We start from the raw sequence: 19,533 nt of genomic DNA on the forward strand, positions 1-19,533 counted from the left end.
AGATCATTTTGAAACAATTATTAAAGAGAAAAAGCAAGGGAGACATATGGTTTGACATCGTCAACTACGTCATGTTGACCATAGTTATGCTGCTTGTATTATTCCCGTTGTATTTTGTATTGATTGCTTCATTGAGTGATCCCAATCTCATCTACTCAGGAGAAGTATGGTTTTTTCCAAAGGGTTTTACGCTGGATGGATACGGCCGAATATTCAGCGATTCATCTATATGGATTGGGTATGCCAATTCAATTTTATATGCGGGTCTAGGAACATTAATCGGAGTAGCCGTGACCGTATGTGCAGCTTACCCGTTAGCTCGTAAAGGACTGGCGGGAAAGTCGGCGATTATGTGGTTTTTATTGATCTCCATGTTTTTTAGTGGGGGGCTGATCCCAACCTATTTGCTGATCAAAGATCTTCACATGCTGAATACGATCTGGGCACTTGTTATTCCTGGAGCGGGAGGTGTGTTCAATGTCATTATCGTAAGGACTTTTTTTCAGTCGACCATCCCGGATGAAATGTGGGAGGCAGCTTCGATTGATGGTTGTTCCAATACCAGATTTTTTTTGAGCATCGTATTGCCTTTGTCTAAGTCCGTTATAGCTGTAATGGTACTGTATCACGTTGTCGGGTTCTGGAATGGTTTCTTTGACGCTTTGATTTACTTGAACGATGAAAGCAAGTATCCATTACAACTGGTCCTTCGCAACATTCTTGTCCAGAATCAGGCCAACTCGAGCATGATGATAGACGTGGAATCCTACGCAGCGAAGATGCGCGTTACAGAGCTTATCAAATATGGTGTCATCATGGTATCCAGTCTACCGTTGCTGATTTTGTATCCTTTCCTGCAAAAATACTTTGTTAAAGGCGTGATGATCGGCTCGATCAAAGGCTAACATTATCATGGTGCCTGAAAGGGGAAATGTGCAACAGAATCCATAGATTCAGCATTCAGACAAATATATAACAAGGACAAGGGAAGTTCTCAGCTTGTGGAATGACATAAGGAGGTTATGTACGATGAAATTATTCAAAAGGGCTGGAATTCTAATGCTGGCTGGAGTGTTTGCTCTTAGCGGATGTTCGGGAGGCGGCGAGTCAAAAAATCAGGCGGTAAACCCGGATCAGGATGCGAATTTTAATAAAACCGGTCTTCCGATTGTTAAAGAAGCGGTGACATTAAAGATGGTATCCCCAAAAGCTGCTTTAGCGCCGGATTACTCGAAAATGGAAATTTTTAAGCGGCTGGAAAAACAAACAAACATAAAGATTGACTGGGAGAACATTCCAGACACTGACTTTGCAGAGAAGAAAAATTTGTTGTTGGCCAGCGGAGATTTGCCAGACGCATTTTACGGAGCCGGATTCACAGATTACGATCTAATTAATTACGGTAAAGACGGAACCATCATTCCGCTGGAGGATTTAATTGATAAATATGCGCCTAACTTGAAAGCGCTTCTCGATCGTCGACCCGACATTAAATCAGCGATCACAGCGCCGGATGGGCACATCTACGGGCTGCCGTCGTGGGAAGAGAATAAGCTCGATACCAGCCCCTTCTTTCACGTCATCAATAAAAATTGGCTCGATAAGCTGGGCCTGAAAGTGCCTCAGACGCTGGATGAATACACGCAGGCTTTGATTGCCTTTAAAACGAAGGATCCGAACGGCAATGGCAAGGCTGATGAAATCCCATTAAGCTTTATGCATATGCAGTGGTGTAGTGACATTGCCGGCATATTCGGAGCTTTCGGTCTTCCGGATAATTTGGAACATCGGATCGTCCGCGAAGGTAAAGTGATCTTTACCGCTTCGCAACCTCAATATAAGGAAGCATTAAAATATATTCATGATAACTGGTATAAGCAGGGCCTAATTGACCCTGAATCGTTCACCCAGGACGCTGCTCAGTATTTAGCAAAAGGCAAAACACCAGATGAAACGCTTGGCTCCTACGTTTGGTGGGAAGTCGAAGAGGTTGTCGGACCGGAGCGTAGTAAGGATTATGCTCTGCTGCCCCCGCTTAAAGGCCCAAATGGAGATCAAATGATCGGCCGCAGCAACGGCGGCGGTCCGGGACGAGGTGGCTTCGTGATTACAAAGGAGAACCGTTATCCGGCAATGACGATGCGTTGGATCGATCAACAGTATGACCCTTACATGGCGGCTCAAATTCACTGGGGTCCGTTGGATGTCGTATTCAAGAAGGACGAAAAAGGAAAATTGGTGAACCTGCCGCTTCCTGAGGGAGCCTCCGCAGGTGAATTCCGTCAAAAAGTGGCTCCAGGCACAGGAAATCCGGGCGTCATTACTTTCGATGACTTCGGAAAAGTTGTTGATATGGAACCCCGGGCTCAGAAGCGTGCTGATTATTTGGAGAAATATTACACTCCATATATGACAAAGGAAAACTATCCGAGTATCTTCTTTGAGCCGGATGAACTAGATAAAATCAATCGGATTGAGCCAGAACTTATTAAATATGTAAATACCCAAAGAGGCAAGTTCATCGTCGATGGCAACGTAGATGAAAAGTGGGACAGCTATGTGAAGACACTCGAGAAGATGGGGCTGAACGAATTAATGGAGATCTATCAAAAAGGGCTGGACCGTTATAATGCAAATTTAAAAAAATAAATAATCAAACGATAGGTGGGGAGAAACTGTGCTTGATGTAATAACCATTGGGGAAGTATTGATAGACTTTACGCCATCAGGTCGTACAGCGGGAGGCAACGAGCAGTTTGAATGCAATCCTGGAGGGGCTCCGGCTAACGTAGCAGCTGCTCTATCCCGTTTAGGAGCTAGAGCGACATTGATTAGCAAAGTTGGGGATGATCGATTCGGTTCCTTGCTGCACGATACCTTGATGAACGGCGGCATCGACGTGTCTGCGCTTTCGTTTACAGATGAAGCCAATACAACGCTGGCATTTGTCCATCTGGATGACATCGGAGACCGATCGTTCAGCTTCTACCGGAAGCCAGGAGCGGATACATACTTGCGCACGCAGGATGTCCCGTTTGACAGGATTGAAAACTGCCATGCACTGCACTTTGGTTCTGTGTCGATGACCCATGAGCCGGCCCGTACGGCAACAAGAGCGGCAGTTGTGAAGGCTAAAGAGGCAGGAGTCCTGCTTTCATTCGATCCGAATATCCGGTTTGCTTTATGGGAGAGTAAAGAGGAAGCGAAACAGAATATCCTTTGGGGCATGAAGTATGCCGACATCCTGAAAATATCGGAAGATGAGCTCTGCTTTATAACTGGTACAACTGATGTGGAAAAAGGCTCGTTAGAGCTGCAACAACAATTCGGCATCGCCTGGATCGTCGTAACTTTAGCGGAAAAAGGCTGCTATTACCGGTTGGCTGGTCATGACGGATATGTGCCGGGTTTTCAAGTGAAGGCCATCGATACGACGGGAGCCGGCGACGCTTTTCTGGGCTGCTTGTTATATAAGATACTGGAAGCCGGTATTTCTTTGAATCAGCTGCCCAAACAGCAAATCATCAGCATGCTAACTTTTGCTAATTCCGGCGGTGCATTAGTAACTACACGGAAAGGAGCTCTTCAATCTATGCCGACGACAGATGAGATTAAACAGATGATCGAGACAAATAAACAGCACGATGATGATAGATTAAGGCCGGGTTTTCATTTTTCACCTCACTCCCATTGGTTGAATGATCCGAACGGATTAGTCTATTACGAGGGAGTCTATCATCTGTTTTATCAGCACCATCCTTATAGCAATCAGTGGGGACCGATGCACTGGGGTCATGCCGTAAGCCAAGACTTGGTTCATTGGGAGCATATGCCTATCGCTCTGTTCCCGGATGAGCATGGCGCTATTTTTTCCGGTTGCTGTGTGGTTGACTGGAATAATAGCAGCGGACTGTTCGATGGTTCCCATGGATTGATCGCGCTCTTCACTCATGCAGACATCTGTCCGGAAACCGGACAACCTCGCCAGCGGCAAAGCCTGGCTTACAGCAGCGATAAAGGCCGAACTTGGCACAAATATGAGGGGAATCCAATACTCGCCGAGCATGATCTGGTTGACTTCCGGGACCCCAAGGTGTTCTGGCATTCGCAAAGTGAGCGGTGGATTATGGCTCTTGTCGCGGGAGACCACGTTCGGTTTTATCGTTCGGACAATTTGCGTGAATGGTCGTTGTCAGGCGAATTCGGAAAGAGTGAAGGCTCGCATGACGGAGTTTGGGAATGCCCTGATCTCTTTGAATTGCCGGTTGATGACAGCGAGCGTTCCAAATGGGTACTTATCGTAAGCATCGGAGATGATCCCAACTGTCCGGAAGGCTCACGCACGCAATACTTTATCGGAGAGTTCGACGGAAATACGTTCATCAATGACAATCCGGCCGATCATACCCTGTGGCTGGATTATGGCCGGGACAATTATGCGGGGGTCACTTGGTCGGATATAGCTGAGCAAGACGGACGGCGTGTGATCATCGGATGGATGAGCAACTGGAAATATGCCAACCAAACGCCTACCGGGGCCTGGAGAGGCGCAATGACTCTGCCTCGCGTCTTGTCATTGACCAGCCGAGACGAGGGCGTAGTTCTGATCCAAATGCCTGTTCGGGAAATAGAGCAGCTGCGGAAAGGAACGCTCTGCTGGAATGAGGTCAAGGTTACGCCAGCGGTGCCGTTTACGCAAAAAATGAATGATGTTCTGCTTGAGATTGAAGCGGATATCGACATTCGTTCCGGGGACGAGGTTCATATTAAAATGAAGTCCTCTGGGCAAAGTGAGACTATTATCGGATATGACCCTGTGCGCCAATGGCTATTCATCGACCGTTCGAAATCGGGCCTGACTGACTTCCACCCGTCGTTTGCGTGCAAGCACGGTGCTAGAATGGTTCCGGAGAATGGAAAGATCAAGCTGCATATCTGGCTGGATCGCAACGCGGTTGAAGTGTACGCGAATGAGGGTTTGGTTGCACTGACGGATCAAATATTCCCTGATGCTCCGATGGATCGTATTGAGATAAGTGCAAAATCAGGGGAAGTTGTACTGAACTCGTTTCATATGCATGCTCTTAACTCCATTCATATTCCCAATGGCCCAACGGAGCAGACATCAAGGAGGGTTGAAGTATGAGCCATTCAACCGATAATCGGGGATTGATCATGTATTGGGCCTTCAATGAAGGAACCGGTACAAGCGCTCTGGAGAGCGTATCCCAAGTCCAGGATAATATCCAGTACGTATTTAACCAAGCGGAGTTTACTAAACCTTGCCCTCCACGGTGGAGACAGGGAGTAATTGGAAATGGGCTCCTGTTCGATGGTTATTCGACTTACATTGCGCATTCGTTCGATGAGGGAAATCAGAACACCGAGCCAGAGTATCGATCAGCGCTAAGCATTGGAGTATGGATAGCGCCACGCTCCTATGAATGGGGGGATGATGGCAAATTGTCCGCCATTGTGAACCGCTACAACCTGGATCGCAAGCAGGGTTATCTGCTCGGCATGTTCCGTCACGGTTCCTGGTCCTTTCAAGTCGGGCTGGAAGGAGGGGACTGGAAGGAACTTTGGTCGCCGGACGGCCATGAACTGCCCAAGAATGAATGGTCATACGTGAATGCTGTGTTCGATGGGAAACAAGGGGAAATCAAGCTGTATTTGAACGGCAGTGAAATCGCTTCGGCTGCCTTGCCTCGTGGTTCCCGCCTGGCTGAGGCGGCGGACACGGATCTTCTTATCGGCAAGAATAACCATAGCAGCCTGCTGGCGGAAGTGTTCAGCCTGCACATGTTTAGCGGTATCATTGATGAACTCAAGATTTATAATCGGGCGCTGAGCGCGGAAGAAGTGGCCGCTTCTTATCGGCATGTGCTGGATACCTTTCATGAAGGTATCCGGCCGCAATTAAACTATGACGAGATCAAGCTGGACCGGACGCCACTGCTGCTTGATCGGCACAGACCGCAATATCATGTTAGCCCGCCAGCCCATTGGATGAACGAACCCCATGCACCGATCTATTTTGACGGGCAATATCATTTGTTCTATCAGCATAACCCGCATGGGCCGTTCTTTCATCAGATCCATTGGGGACATTGGGTAAGTCAGGATTTGGTGCATTGGCGTGATCTACCCGTGGCCCTGGCGCCCGAAAAGGATCAGCTCGCACCGGACGGGATCTGGTCGGGAAGCGCAACCTATGATGCAGACGGCCTGCCTGTCCTGTTCTTTACGGCAGGTAATGACAGCGCTTCGCCGAATCAGAGCGTGGCGCTTGCCCGAAGCACCTATACCCTTGACGGAAACCCGGATCTGGTTCACTGGGTCAAACATCCGGAGCCGTTGATCGTGCAGAAGAAGGGAATGGGCGCATTTGGGGATTTCCGGGATCCGTTCGTATGGAAGGACGATGACGGCTGGTATGCTCTGGTCGGGTCCGGAATCGAAGGCGGAGCAGCACTGGCATTTGCGTCACAGGATATGCTGAATTGGACGTATAAAGGGCCGTTTTTTAAAGCAGATATTCAGAAGTTTCCTTACCTTGGACCCATCTGGGAGCTCCCTGTGCTTCTTCCCCTTGGCAGTGACAAGCAGGGAGTGAACAAACATCTCCTGCTTGTCAGCCCTGTGGGAAAGGGAGCGGATGTCGAGGTGTTCTATTGGATCGGGCAACTTGACAAGCAAAATCTTTCGTTCATCCCCGATCAAGAAGAGCCTCAATTGATTGACGTCGGGGATTTCCATTTTACCGGACCGAGCGGAATGGTTGATCCGGAGACCGGCAGAAATATCGTCTTTACGATAGCCCAAGGCGACCGGACGTCCGAGATGGAATATAAGTCGGGCTGGGCTCATAACGGAGGCTTGCCGTTAAGCGTATATTTGAGGGATGACGGACGTCTGGGAATAGAGCCGATTCAGGAGCTTCAATCGCTGCGTGGCGCCAAGCGGCTATCGCTTCGGGACCAGTCATTGGCTGAAACTAATGTACAGCTCAGGGATGTTCATGGTGACATGCTTGAGATTCAATTGGAATTGGAGCCCGGCAGCGCCAAACAATTTGGAATCAAGGTCCGTTGTACGCCGGACGGAGAGGAAGAAACTCTGCTGTATTATGATTGGAATCAAGCGATGCTCATGGTCGACCGGTCGAAAACGACACTGCATCCGGGAGAAAAGTGCAGAGGGGTTCAGGGCGGTAAGCTGGAGCTACTTGGGGAGAATCTGAAGCTTCATATTTATTTGGACCGCTCCATGGTCGAAGCCTATGCAAACGGATTGAAAAGCCTGACAACCCGGGTGTACCCGAGCCGTATGGATGCTTTGGGACTCGAGATTTGGGGAGATGGAGAAGCGTTTGTTAAATCCTTGGATATATGGGATATGCAGTCCATTTGGTAAGACGATTGCTTAGGCGCTCCTTACCAATCGGGTCATGCAGCAAATGATCAAGTAACTTTGCATTCCTCCGATTGGAAACGTTTCATTCATATTCTCCCTTCTTCATGACTATTCACTTTGTACAAGGAGAGCATTTCGAAATGAGGTATCGATGTTCGCAAGTATAACAAGTTTCGAAGGAGGCTCGAGAATGAGGAAAGCCAAAAGAAGAAAATCTTGGATATCGGGAATGGTTATATGGGCTATGGTTCTCCAGCTTGTTGTTCCGGGAATCTCTGCCGCATCCGAATCTAGAACTGTTGCTGGAGAAACGCCCATTCCTAAGAATGATGTGAGATCATCGGTTACGGATGCGGTTTATCAAATCAAAAATATTCCTAAGAATGACGTGAGATTGTCAGTTACGGATTCGGTCTATCAAATCCGGAATTCTGGATTTGAAACAGGAGATTTGACGGGATGGACTGTTGTCAAAGGCAATGCGTTCGGTCCGAATAGCGTAACCGACGAAACGACTTGGTGGGCGGAAAAAATACCGTATAACCAGGAAGGCGCTTATCATTTAAACGGCTGGAAGTATGACGAATCTGCAACAGGTGTACTTCGTTCCAGCACTTTCGAGCTGGGCGGCAGCGGCTGGATCAGCTTCAGGCTTGGCGGTGCGAAGAACCCAGACAAGGTATTTATAAATATTGTGGAAGTCGATACGGGACAAGTTATTGCCCGATACGGAAATAGCGCATTCGCCGACGTTGGCTTCCCGGATCCCGCGCTGGGCATGCGGCTTGCCAATATGGTGCAATACAAGGCGGATCTTTCCACATATTTGGGCAAGAAACTGTATGTGGAGGTCGTCGATAATGCAACCTCGGATTGGGGAATAATTTTTGCGGACGCATTCTCCATGTACCATGAATCGGAGCCAGCTGAAGGAATTGTTGCGACGGATATCAAGCCAGATTTCAAACGCTATGAAATCGATAATCCAAGCTTTGAAACCGAAAATCTCGATGGCTGGACGGTTGAGGGAGATGCTTTTGAAGTGACCGATGAAGCTCATGCGAGCAAAGAAGGGAACTTCTATTCCAAATCCTCCGTGCAAGGAAAGGGCTCCATCACCTCCAATACTTTCACGCTTCAGGGAACCGGAACAATTAACTTCACTATTTTGGATATCCTCAAACCGGAAAACACCTATGTCGCACTTTACGATGCGAACAGCAACACATTGCTTATGAAAACCGGGAATGTTGGCGCGAACGAGAAAATCTCATGGAAAGTGCAAGAACACTACAACAAGAAGCTCTATGTAAAGGTTGTCGATCATTCCAATGAAGCCAGCATTGCCGTTGATAGTTTCCAAGCAAGTGGTAGGGGTACCATTTTCTACTTAAACCTTGATGAAGGCGCAGGAAAGAAAGCGTTGGAGAAAGTACACAATCTTAAGCACGATGTGAACTATGTATTTAACAACGCCAGGTATATGGCATCGAAGCATCCAAGATGGATTCCGCGTGGAATAAAAGGCGGCGCCTTGTTGTTCGATGGATACTCGAATTATATTGAGGTCAATGCAAAGGATACTGTGCCTGTAAGCGACGCGTTAACCATCGAAGCTTGGGTTGCACCGCGCAGCTATGAATGGGGAGACGGAAACAAGCTGTCTGCGATCGTAAACCAATCCGATCAGGATAAAGCGGAAGGCTTTTCTCTTGGAATGTATCGGCACGGTACATGGTCGATGCAGGTAGGCATTGGCGGCCAGTGGATTCAGGTATGGGTAAAGGATCACCCGTTGGAAAAATACAAGTGGAATTATGTGGCCGCTACTTTCAGTAAAGAAGATGGAAAGATTAAGTTATATCTAAACGGTGAGGAAGTGGCTTCCCAAGCAACCCCCGTCAACGTTCCGATCACACCATCTACCGAAAGCCTGATCATCGGGAAAAATAATAAACCGGTAGAGTTGGCAGGGTTGTTCTCCTTCAATATGTTCAGCGGACTCCTAGATGAAGTGAAGCTGCATAATAAAGCCCTTACGAACCAGGAGATACTTGCTGGATATGAGAGCGTGAAGGCGCTTCATGGAGGTTCGATTCCGGAAATTCCGAATGCCGACATTGATGAGGATCCAAGTGTGTTTGACGGAGATCAGCACCGCCCCCAGTTCCACGCGATACCTCCGCAAAACTGGATGAATGAAGCTCATGCACCGATTTATTATAACGGCAAATACCATTTATTTTATCAACATAACCCGCAAGGTCCATACTGGCATCAAATCCACTGGGGGCATTGGGTGAGTGACGATATGGTGAACTGGGAAAATGTAAGACCTGCTCTTGCGCCCGAAGCGGGCAACCTAGATCCGGACGGCACGTGGTCAGGCAGTGCAGCGTATGATCGAAACGGCAATCCCGTTCTGTTCTATACCGCCGGCAACGACTCCCTGTCGCCGAACCAAAGAACAGGGCTGGCAACTCCGGCGGATTTGTCCGATCCCTATTTGGAAAAATGGGTGAAATATCCTAAACCGGTAACGGAGCAGAACGGAAAAGGCATCCACAACGAGTTCCGCGATCCGTTTGTATGGTACGACAAAGAGGTGGACAAGTGGTATCAGTTAGTGACGTCTGGCCTTCCAGACTTCAGCAGTGGCACAGCTCTGGTGTATGTATCCGACGATATGTACAATTGGGAATATAAGGGGCCATTATACGTTAGTGACAGAAGCCGTTATCCGGAGCTGGGTACGGTATGGGAGCTGCCAGTGTTATTGCCGTTAGGCACGGATAGTACGGGCAAGCAAAAATATATTTTCATGATTAATCCCCATGAAAAGCCGGAGCATGTTCCTCCAGCGAATGATGTGCAAAGAGATGTTGAGGTCTTTTACTGGATCGGGACCTGGGACCGGGATAACTTTAAATTTATTCCTGATCAGGAGGCACCCTCCAAAATGGATGTAGGTGACGGCTATTTAACCGCAGAGAGCGGTCTGGTCACACCTGACGGAAGAACGGTCGTATTCTCCATGGTGCAAAATGTAAGAACACCGCAAGCCGAATATCAATCCGGATGGGCTCATAATTTATCTTTGCCGGTTTCCCTAAGCCTCGATAAGCATGATAGATTGCATATCGAACCGATTAAAGAACTGCAGAGCCTTCGAGGAAAAAAATGGGTTGATTTTTCGGACAAAAATTTGGAGAGTGCCAATCAATTGATTAAAAATGTCAAAGGCGACATGCTAGAGATTGTGATGGAGATTGATCCGCGTGAGGCCCAGAAATTCGGTCTCAAGGTGCGACGCTCGGAAAAAGGCCAAGAAGAGACGCTCATTTACTACGACAAGAAGAACGGGACATTCAATGTGGATCGAACCAAGAGCAGCATTGATCCGGATGTGCGTGTGGACGGCATTCAAGGAGGATATGTAGATCTTGACGGAGAGAACTTGAAACTCCATATCTTTCTCGATCGCTCGGTCATTGAAGCCTTTGCAAATTACAAGAAGAAGCTGACAACTCGTGTCTATGTAGGCAGATACGACTCCTTGGGCTTGCAGATCTGGGCCGATGGCGATATCACTGTCAAGTCTATGCAAGTATGGGATATGAATGCCTTAACGGGTAAACCGGCTGCTCCGGTCTATGTACCCGATAACTGGGATAACTCCGTGTATAAGGATATTACAGAGCTGCCTAACCATGATTTTGCTACGGGCGACTTAACAGGATGGATTACGGAAGGAGACGCCTTCCAGAATGTCCATGTGACCAATACCCAGTTCTTCTGGGACACCATTTACTTCAACCCGTCGCATAAAATTCCGGGCGGCTACCATTTGTGGGGCTTCAACGAGCAAGCCGGCGGCGATAGCTTGACAGGAGCGCTAAGATCTCAAAATTTCGTCCTTGGTGGGAACGGTAAGATCAACTTCCTTATCAGCGGCGGCCGGGATATAGACCGTCTGTATGTTGCGCTGGTTCGGGCGTCGGACGGCAAAGAGTTATTTAAAGAGACAGCGACCAATTATGAAGAATATCAACGAAAGATTTGGGATGCGTCGGATTATATTGGCGAGGAGCTTTACATTAAGGTGGTTGACCAATCTAAAGGCGGTTTTGGACATATTAACGTCGATGATTTCAACGTACCGGTTCAAGTAAAGAAGAAGACCAACAACTGACTCTGTCAATCCGAATAGTTCCGTAACCTATAGTCAATCCAAGCAAACTGTAAAGTCAGTGGGCTTGTCATTCGAAATGGCAAGGGATAACGCAGACTAGAGCTTGGTTTAATCAATCGCCCAGCAGCGGGCAATGCTGACACTGGGTTGGGTCAAAAGAGGGGCAGTTATCACCCTGAGTTTAACAAAAACACAACGAATTTAGTTCTATGAATGAACAGAGCCGAGAAGTGACAACTTAAGGAAGTGGTATACATCACAATTTCCAAAGGAGGATATCTGTTATATGGCTCACCAGAAGAGAAGGAAAGAAGCTGCCTGGAAGTCACGAAAGCAAGAACAGCATCCCCATGGTAAAATCAAATCGCTCAAGGAATTGTCCAGCGAATAGGATTGAGGAGTATACTACTTGGAAGAGAAGGACTGTCGGCGAAATTTATCGGCAGTCTTCTTTTCTTTCGGTTGCCGGAAAGGGCGATACTGCTATTTTATGGTGTGAGAGCATAATGGCTCATTATTACTGCAACTGGATTTGTTAACACCCATCCAGCCAATGGTTATAAGCCTTTCGGATTGATATATAAATGGTATTACTCGATCAATATTTAATAAGTGTCCTTATCAGGATAACAACCTTACGATTGATCGAACAAACAATACATTCATGAGCAGTCAGCTAGAACAGATCCGCCATAAGTAGTGACTCGCTCTTAGGTATCAGGGTAAAGCTGCCCTTCACCTAAGCCTGTATATAACAATTCGGTCATATTGCTAGTTTCCCGTCTGAAACAATCATACAGCGATCCGTATTCGTTAGCACATTCAGCAACATTCCAGTTTCGAGGTTAACCTGGCCCTCCATAAAGTAGCTATGATAAAAACAGGTAATAATAGTGGAATGGATATACATAAGATGTCGACATGAATGCAGCTTTTAAGTAGTAGGACGAAAGCAATGAAATTGTTCAAACTACAATTTCTAATAAACATCATTAGAAAGAAGAATCCCGTGGTTCCTCTAAAGCTGGATTTGTGGGGGGCCTTGCGGCGGTAAAAGCACTATGAATAAGTCGATAGCCTTCTAAGTGGGGGATGAAGTATCCTGTCTCAATCAAGGTGAGATGCTGTTACTTGATGAGCGTCAAATAGCCACCACCTAGCGGCAGGAGTAGACTTCGGCTACAAGGTAGACACGATCGGCCGGCCGCTGCTGAAGCCGGCGGCCGTTTGCGGGGGGCGGCTGAGCCCCCGGATGCGGTAGTCGGGGATGGTATACCCTGCACTGCGTCCTGCCTCGGCGGCTCGAACCGAACGATCCAAGACCGAAGCAAAACCGAAGCAAAACCTTTCCGCGCGACCGGGTTTATAGTATGTTTACACTAAAGGGAGGAGAGGAATCTATGGTCAAACAACTGATCGTCGGCGACGCTGCGCATGAGCTGGCCACTACGCGCCGTGTCCTGGAGCGCTTGCCCGAGGAGCATATGGCGTGGAAGCCACACGAGAAATCGATGACGCTTGGCGGGCTGTCGACGCACCTGATCAACCTGCTGAACTGGCAAGTCGCGATTTTTCAGTACCCGGAATTCGATCTTTCGACCGTGCCGTTGCGGCGTGACGCTTTGGAAAAGCGCGCGGACATTCTGGAGGAGTTCGACGCGAACGTCGGCAAGCTGGAAAAGCTGCTCGCCGAATGCGACGAGAACACGCTGGACGAGGAATGGACGTTGCGCCACGGCGACCACATCATCCTCCGCCAGCCGCGGGCGATCGCGCTTCGCACCTTCGGATTAAGCCACATGATCCATCACCGGGCGCAGCTCGGGGTTTATTTACGGCTTCTCGACATTCCGGTGCCGGGCCTGTACGGTCCCTCGGCCGACGAGGAAGCTTGACGAACGAAGTGACTTGCCCTCGGTTCGTTCCGAAAAGTCGCAGGGCATCGGCATGAACGCTGGTGCTCTTGCGGCTTGTTTTTTGTGCGTGAATATCAAATAGACCCCATCTAGCGTTCAGATAGGGGGCAGTGTAGGATGGACATAGATTAACACAGGCGGCAGAAGTCCGGAAATTACGATGACCATGGCACGAACGATCTTGGCGCCTTTGCCTCTTGCAAGTGGGCAAGCTGCGGCAACTGCTCAAACAGATAGGTGAGATACCGAAACGGGTGTAGCCCAGTGGGTCGGCAACTTTAAGCGGCACCCAACGAGTAGTAGGAGTTGGTCCGACTGAAGAAGAACCTTCTTTCGATTTGTAGAGCCAATATTTCAATTGGTGTACTATGCATTGATTGGCGGTGCACCAAGCAATATGGTGAGACCGTTGGCTCGATAGTCCGCGATATATGTTCTTGTCATCCGACATGTCGTTGTCAGAAGACAAGAACATACGTTGAAACAAGGATAATTGTATGAGAAGAAGATACACGGAGGAGGAACAAGTAACTAATTGAGGCAGTATACAGGCAATTCGAGGAAAGGCTCGTCTCTATCCCCCCGAGCGATTCTCCTATGTTTCAACGGCCTGTTTCTCCAGAAACCAGACCATTATGATGTAAAGAAAAAGAAGCCCACGTCTCAAAAAGACGGAGTTTCTCGACAATCTGAGCATTCTATATAGAATGCTTACTATCTTTCTCATGATTTGGTGGTGTTGCAGTTCCTAATCCTACAACAACTAAACCAATTCCAAAACAAACAACTTTGCTGTACCATAGTTCAGGTGTTATCAAATAGTGCAATAAAAAAAGCCACATATCAATACCAATACCCGTTATAAATGCTGTTAACAACCCCAAAAATTCTAGTTTTTGTCTTTTTAAAAGTGAATTACAACCTATCAATATTATAGCTATTATTTCCCAACTTCCCACAGTAAGCCCCACATTTATGGACAGTCCTACCAAAAGTGCATCAAAAGGTGAAGTCCCAAGCTCTGATTGTATAGTGAACGAAATACCAAGGTATAATATAAAAATTCCTAATACAAAAAAACATATTTCACTTTACTCGACCTCTTTATCATATTTACATGTTGCAAATGCAATAAAATTAGGGTAAATTTAATATATACCATTTTTATTGCATTTGCAACAAAATAAGTGCAAAGGAGTTTATTATGAAGGAAGTACTTCGTGAAATTGGAATGATAGCAAGGGCATTAGATTCGATAAGTAATATAGAATTTAAAGAATATGACCTTACAAAAGGGCAGTATTTGTACCTAGTGCGAATATGTGAAAACCCAGGAATCATTCAAGAAAAGTTAGCTGAGATGATAAAAGTAGATCGAACAACAGCATCTCGTGCTATAAAAAAACTTGTAATTAATGGCTTTATTGAAAAGAAAGAGGATAACCATAACAAAAAAATTAAAAAACTCTTTCCAACAGAGAAAGGGAACAATGTTTATCCTTTTATAAAAAGAGAAAATGATCATTCCAATAACGTTGCATTAGAGGGATTTTCGGAAAGAGAAGTAGAAACCATTTTCAATCTTCTTCAAAGATTAAGAGAAAATATAGGGAATGACTGGGAATTTGTAAAAAAAGGGAACAAGAGAAATTATTGATTGATTTATATGAAGGAGCGGTACATTAAAATGACTGTAAAAATAATAAAGTGCAGCCGTGAAGATTTACAAATACTCCAAGAAATAAGTATTGAAACATTCAACGATACTTTTAAAGATCAGAATTCACCTGAAAATATGAAAGCCTATCTGGAAAGAGCATTTAACTCTAAACAGTTGGAGAAGGAATTGTCCAATGTCTCTTCAGAAATCTTTTTCATCTATTTCAATGAAGAACTTGCTGGATATTTAAAGGTAAATATGAATGATGCCCAATCCGAAAAAATGGGTGATGAGTCACTCGAAATTGAGAGGATTTATATAAATAACAAATTTCAAAAACATGGGCTTGGTAAATATCTGCTAAATAAAGCTAGGGAAATTGCGAAGGAACATAATAAAAAGAAAATCTGGCTAGGCGTATGGGGAAAAAATGAAAATGCTATTGCTTTTTATAAGAAAATGGGGTTTGTTCAAACTGGCGCACACTCTTTTTATATGGGTGATGAAGAACAAATTGATTTCATAATGGCCAAAACAATGATATAAGTTTAGTAAAGACAGGTAATTATGTATATTCCATAACGAAAAGACACGAAACAAAGCATCACCCAAATCATCTACCTGATGATATATATTGTAATTTATTTGCTCATATGTATAATATTAATTATAATTGAATTCAAAAATGTTTTCTAGGGTTCCGCGATGTAATATCGGCTGGTCCGAGAGAAAACTCACGGTCGTCGTACTGTGCCACGGAGGGATAAAAGCCTGGGAGAAAAACTGCTGTATGCAGTATTATCTCAGGCTTTTTTTTTATTGCTGCTTTAAATCCATACTACATTTGCAGCGTTATCGAAAAGGAGGAAGCACAGAATGAACAAGACATGGTTATCTGTTGTAATTGCGGCATTATTTGAAGTTGGATGGGTTATCGGCCTGAAACATGCCAGTGGATGGTTAGAGTGGGGGGGTACTTTAGTCGCCATTTTTGTAAGTTTCATACTCATGATTATGGCTTCCCGTACGCTTCCGGTAGGAACCGTGTATGCAGTGTTTGTCGGTTTGGGAACGGCCGGCACTGTATTGGCAGAAATTTTGTTGTTTGGTGCTGAGGTACAGGGATCTAAATTGATGCTGATCGGGCTGCTTCTGCTCGGAGTTGTAGGACTCAAAATACAGAGCAAAGAGAAGAAACAAGGAAAAGAGGTGCACTGACGTATGAACTGGGTATTTCTAATTTTGGCAGGTGTATTTGAGATGATTGGAGTTCTCATGATTAATAAGCTCCATAAAGACCGGAATTTCCTGTCCACTTTCTACTTGCTTGCAGGCTTTGGATTGAGCTTTTTGTTTCTAAACCTGGCCATGGAAACACTACCAATGGGAACAGCCTATGCTGTCTGGACCGGTATTGGAGCTTCGGGCGGGGCCATATTAGGTATGATCTTTTACGGTGAACCGCGTAATACCGCGAGAATTCTGTTCATTGCGATGGTACTCAGTTCAGCAGTTGGTCTAAAGCTGGTAAGCTGAATAATGATGGTATTAGATAAATTGGTCGTTTTAGAACAGCAGCGAACTATCTGAATGCTCATGGATTGTAGCGACATGGTTCGCTGTATGGTCGCCGTAAGACCGACCAAAAAGCTGGTGTTGGAGTAGGTGCTGATTGTTTTTAGACTGTATGTAATCTCACAATATCTCGCTATGACTCTAGACTCAAACTGGTCATGCTGATTGAGAGTCAGAGGCTTCAAGAGTGGAGCCAAGATCACCTGATTTGATGTCTGTATTTTACGGAGCAAATCATTGGGTTTCATCCCTTTCGGTTCGCTCTTTTTTAAAATAAAATGATATTGTTATTTTTGATAGAGCATGTTATAATTACGCCAAATAAAACCCATTATTTTCAATCAATTTACATATTATCACTTAATTACTTAAATGTTTTATTATTGCTATACTTTATTCAAAAAAATAACTGAAGTTACTAAAAATAGAAGAACAGAGACAAGTATATAGTTGACTCCCCTCTCGTAGTTCGCTTTTAAACTAATATTTTGCAAGCGGTTTCATTTTTGTTTCTTACGCACTCTTCACAGCAGTTCTCCTTACGGGTAGAGGTCTGAGCATATTCTTGAGTTTAATAAATTTACGGATAGCTCGGCTTTGGACCATATAAAAAAACGGAGGTTATGTTATGATTAGAAAATGTCTAGTTTTATTTCTTTCCTTCGCTTTATTGCTCGGTGTCTTTCCCATGCTAAATGTAGATGCTGCCAATCGGCCACTGGCTAAACTACCTGGAAATTCCAACCCTCTAATGGATCATAAATTGGGAGCTGACCCCTATTCATTGGAATATGATGGTAGGTTGTATATCTACATGTCAAGTGATACGTATGTGTATAACAATGATGGATCGATTAAAGACAATGACTTCAGTGCACTGGATCGTATTCAGGTCATATCCTCTGCGGACATGGTGAACTGGACGGATCACGGAACGATACCAGTCGCAGGTGCCAACAACAAGAACAACGGTAGAGGCATTGCCAAATGGGCTTCTAACTCCTGGGCTCCAGCAATTGCGCATAAAAAAATAAATGGCAGAGATAAGTTCTTTTTATATTTCGCTAATGGCGGAGCAGGCATTGGCATCCTGACTGCGGACACGCCTATCGGACCTTGGACAGACCCCCTCGGCAAAGCACTTGTGACACATAGTACACCTGGGATGGCTGGAGTGACTTGGCTTTTTGATCCGGCTGTGCTGGTGGATGATGATGGCACAGGCTACCTGTATAGTGGTGGCGGAATTCCTAATGAATCCGATCCGGCTTCCATTGCAAATCCGAAAACTGCCAGAGTTATCAAATTAGGTGCAGATATGATCAGCGTTATTGGAAGCGCTACTACCATTGATGCTCCTTACCTGTTTGAAGATTCCGGCATTCATAAGCACAACGGCAAATACTACTATTCGTACTGTATCAACTTTGCCGGAACACACCCGCCGCAGTACCCTGCAGGAGAAATCGGCTATATGGTCAGCGACAACCCGATGGGTCCCTTCACTTATAAAGGCCATTTCCTGAAAAATCCGTATACGTTCTTCGGCGTTGGCGGTAACAACCACCATGCTGTATTTAATTTTAAGAATGAATGGTATGTCGTGTATCATGCCCAGACGGTCAGCAAGGCTCAAATTGGAGCTGGAAAAGGCTATCGCTCTCCGCATATTAATAAGCTGGTGCACAATGCGGACGAAAGCATCTCTGAGGTGCAGGGGAATATGACAGGAATCGCTCAGCTATCCAATCTGAATCCGTATACCAGAGTTGAAGCGGAGACCATTGCGTGGCAAGCAGGCGTTACGACCGAAACCACGCAAGCCAGCAGCGGCCCGATTAGCAATCTGAATGTGACCAACATCCACAATGGGGACTGGATCGCTGTCGGGAAAGCCGATTTTGGCTCTAACGGAGCGAAAACGTTCAAAGCTAATGTGGCCACGAATGTCGGTGGCCACATTGAAGTACGGCTTGATAGTGAGACAGGCCCTCTGGTCGGCACCTTGAATGTATCTTCAACTGGGGGTATGCAAATCTGGAGAGAAGTACAGACCACGATTAGCAATGCAACTGGAGTTCACAACTTATATCTGGTGTTTACTGGGGCAGGTAGCGGCAATCTCTTCAATCTGGATGCCTGGCAGTTCACTCCCAACATGGGGGGCAATACGGGGACAAAGGTTGAAGCCGAGAATATGAATATTGGCGGCACTTATGCAGGCAAGATCAGTACACCGTTTGACGGGGTCGCTTTGTATGCCACTGCTGACTACGCATCATACTCACAGTATTTTGCCATCCCTACGCATAATATCTCAGTACGGGGGGCTTCAAGCAATGCTGGTACGGCCAAAGTGGACTTTGTTATTGGAGGGATAAGTGTAGGTTCCTTCTATTTTACGGGCAAAACGCCGACTGTCCAAACCTTGTCCAACATTACTCACGCCACCGGAGATCAGGAGATCAAACTCACCTTGATGAGCGATGACGGAACCTGGGATGCCTACGTGGATTTCATTGAATTTTCATTATGATCGCACGTATAAACAGTAGTTGTTTTAGCCTTATTGTTGACTAGATTGAGACTGTCTGTATACTTCATGATCGACTCCACCATCGTTCGCGTCCATCAACATGGAGCGGAGGCAAAAGGGGGCAAGACAAGCAAGCATGGGACGATATATTTCATGTTGTCCTAACACAAATCTTAAGAAATGAATATTGCTTCTTTAAAGTTTTCTATAGTTAACTACACTATGTCCATATATAATG

General features: G+C 46.0%; 12 protein-coding genes, 1 pseudogene and 1 riboswitch. Of the genes and pseudogenes, 12 read left to right on the forward strand and 1 reads right to left on the reverse strand.

All coding sequences use genetic code 11. The features are described 5' to 3' along the window. The first annotated feature begins 8 nt into the window (after positions 1-8). The 7 genes from LCF57_RS25790 to LCF57_RS25820 all read left to right on the forward strand — a co-directional run bounded on the left by LCF57_RS25790 (position 9) and on the right by LCF57_RS25820 (position 13,503). Positions 9-905, forward strand: a complete 897-nt coding sequence (locus LCF57_RS25790; RefSeq protein WP_226003213.1) for a carbohydrate ABC transporter permease — start codon at positions 9-11, stop codon at positions 903-905. Between the two features lie 124 nt (positions 906-1,029). Further along, on the forward strand, positions 1,030-2,649 hold the full coding sequence (locus LCF57_RS25795; RefSeq protein WP_226003214.1) for an ABC transporter substrate-binding protein: 1,620 nt from the start codon (positions 1,030-1,032) through the stop codon (positions 2,647-2,649). Positions 2,650-2,677: 28 nt separating this feature from the next. After that, positions 2,678-5,146: a PfkB family carbohydrate kinase gene (locus tag LCF57_RS25800; RefSeq protein WP_226003215.1), complete on the forward strand. Its 2,469-nt coding sequence runs from the start codon at positions 2,678-2,680 to the stop codon at positions 5,144-5,146. Then, positions 5,143-7,416 (forward strand): GH32 C-terminal domain-containing protein, encoded by a 2,274-nt coding sequence (locus tag LCF57_RS25805; RefSeq protein ID WP_226003216.1) that lies wholly within the window; start codon positions 5,143-5,145, stop codon positions 7,414-7,416. Before LCF57_RS25800 ends, LCF57_RS25805 begins: the two co-directional genes overlap by 4 nt. A 190-nt stretch (positions 7,417-7,606) precedes the next feature. Beyond that, a complete protein-coding gene (locus LCF57_RS25810) occupies positions 7,607-11,608 on the forward strand; it encodes a GH32 C-terminal domain-containing protein (RefSeq protein WP_226003217.1) in 4,002 nt (1,333 codons plus the stop codon). A 286-nt stretch (positions 11,609-11,894) separates the two neighbouring features. Continuing rightward, the gene (locus LCF57_RS25815; protein WP_015735743.1) at positions 11,895-11,999 is read left to right on the forward strand and encodes a DUF6254 family protein; all 105 of its coding nucleotides are present in this window, start codon (positions 11,895-11,897) and stop codon (positions 11,997-11,999) included. A 1,009-nt stretch (positions 12,000-13,008) separates the two neighbouring features. Continuing rightward, complete coding sequence (locus LCF57_RS25820) at positions 13,009-13,503, forward strand: DinB family protein (protein WP_226003218.1); 495 nt, start codon at positions 13,009-13,011, stop codon at positions 13,501-13,503. A 758-nt stretch (positions 13,504-14,261) separates the two neighbouring features. Here LCF57_RS25820 and LCF57_RS25825 read toward each other — a convergent pair. Continuing rightward, a pseudogene (locus LCF57_RS25825) lies at positions 14,262-14,609 on the reverse strand (hypothetical protein); the annotation flags it as partial. Positions 14,610-14,728: 119 nt separating this feature from the next. Here LCF57_RS25825 and LCF57_RS25830 point away from each other — a divergent pair. The 5 genes from LCF57_RS25830 to LCF57_RS25850 all read left to right on the forward strand — a co-directional run bounded on the left by LCF57_RS25830 (position 14,729) and on the right by LCF57_RS25850 (position 19,295). Continuing rightward, the gene (locus LCF57_RS25830; RefSeq protein WP_226003219.1) at positions 14,729-15,181 is read left to right on the forward strand and encodes a MarR family winged helix-turn-helix transcriptional regulator; all 453 of its coding nucleotides are present in this window, start codon (positions 14,729-14,731) and stop codon (positions 15,179-15,181) included. A 30-nt stretch (positions 15,182-15,211) separates the two neighbouring features. Continuing rightward, positions 15,212-15,730, forward strand: coding sequence for a GNAT family N-acetyltransferase (locus tag LCF57_RS25835; RefSeq protein WP_226003220.1), 519 nt, complete (start codon positions 15,212-15,214; stop codon positions 15,728-15,730). Positions 15,731-15,865: 135 nt separating this feature from the next. Then, positions 15,866-15,964, forward strand: a riboswitch (guanidine-I (ykkC/yxkD leader). 96 nt (positions 15,965-16,060) lie between these two features. Beyond that, a complete protein-coding gene (locus LCF57_RS25840) occupies positions 16,061-16,402 on the forward strand; it encodes a DMT family transporter (protein WP_226003221.1) in 342 nt (113 codons plus the stop codon). 3 nt (positions 16,403-16,405) lie between these two features. Then, complete coding sequence (locus tag LCF57_RS25845) at positions 16,406-16,720, forward strand: DMT family transporter (protein ID WP_226003222.1); 315 nt, start codon at positions 16,406-16,408, stop codon at positions 16,718-16,720. 667 nt (positions 16,721-17,387) lie between these two features. Beyond that, positions 17,388-19,295 carry a carbohydrate-binding protein gene (locus LCF57_RS25850; RefSeq protein ID WP_226003223.1) on the forward strand — a complete coding sequence of 636 codons (1,908 nt, stop codon included), beginning with the start codon at positions 17,388-17,390 and terminating at the stop codon, positions 19,293-19,295. Positions 19,296-19,533 lie beyond the last annotated feature (238 nt).

The organism is Paenibacillus sp. BJ-4 (assembly GCF_020404765.1).
Taxonomy (GTDB): domain Bacteria; phylum Bacillota; class Bacilli; order Paenibacillales; family Paenibacillaceae; genus Paenibacillus.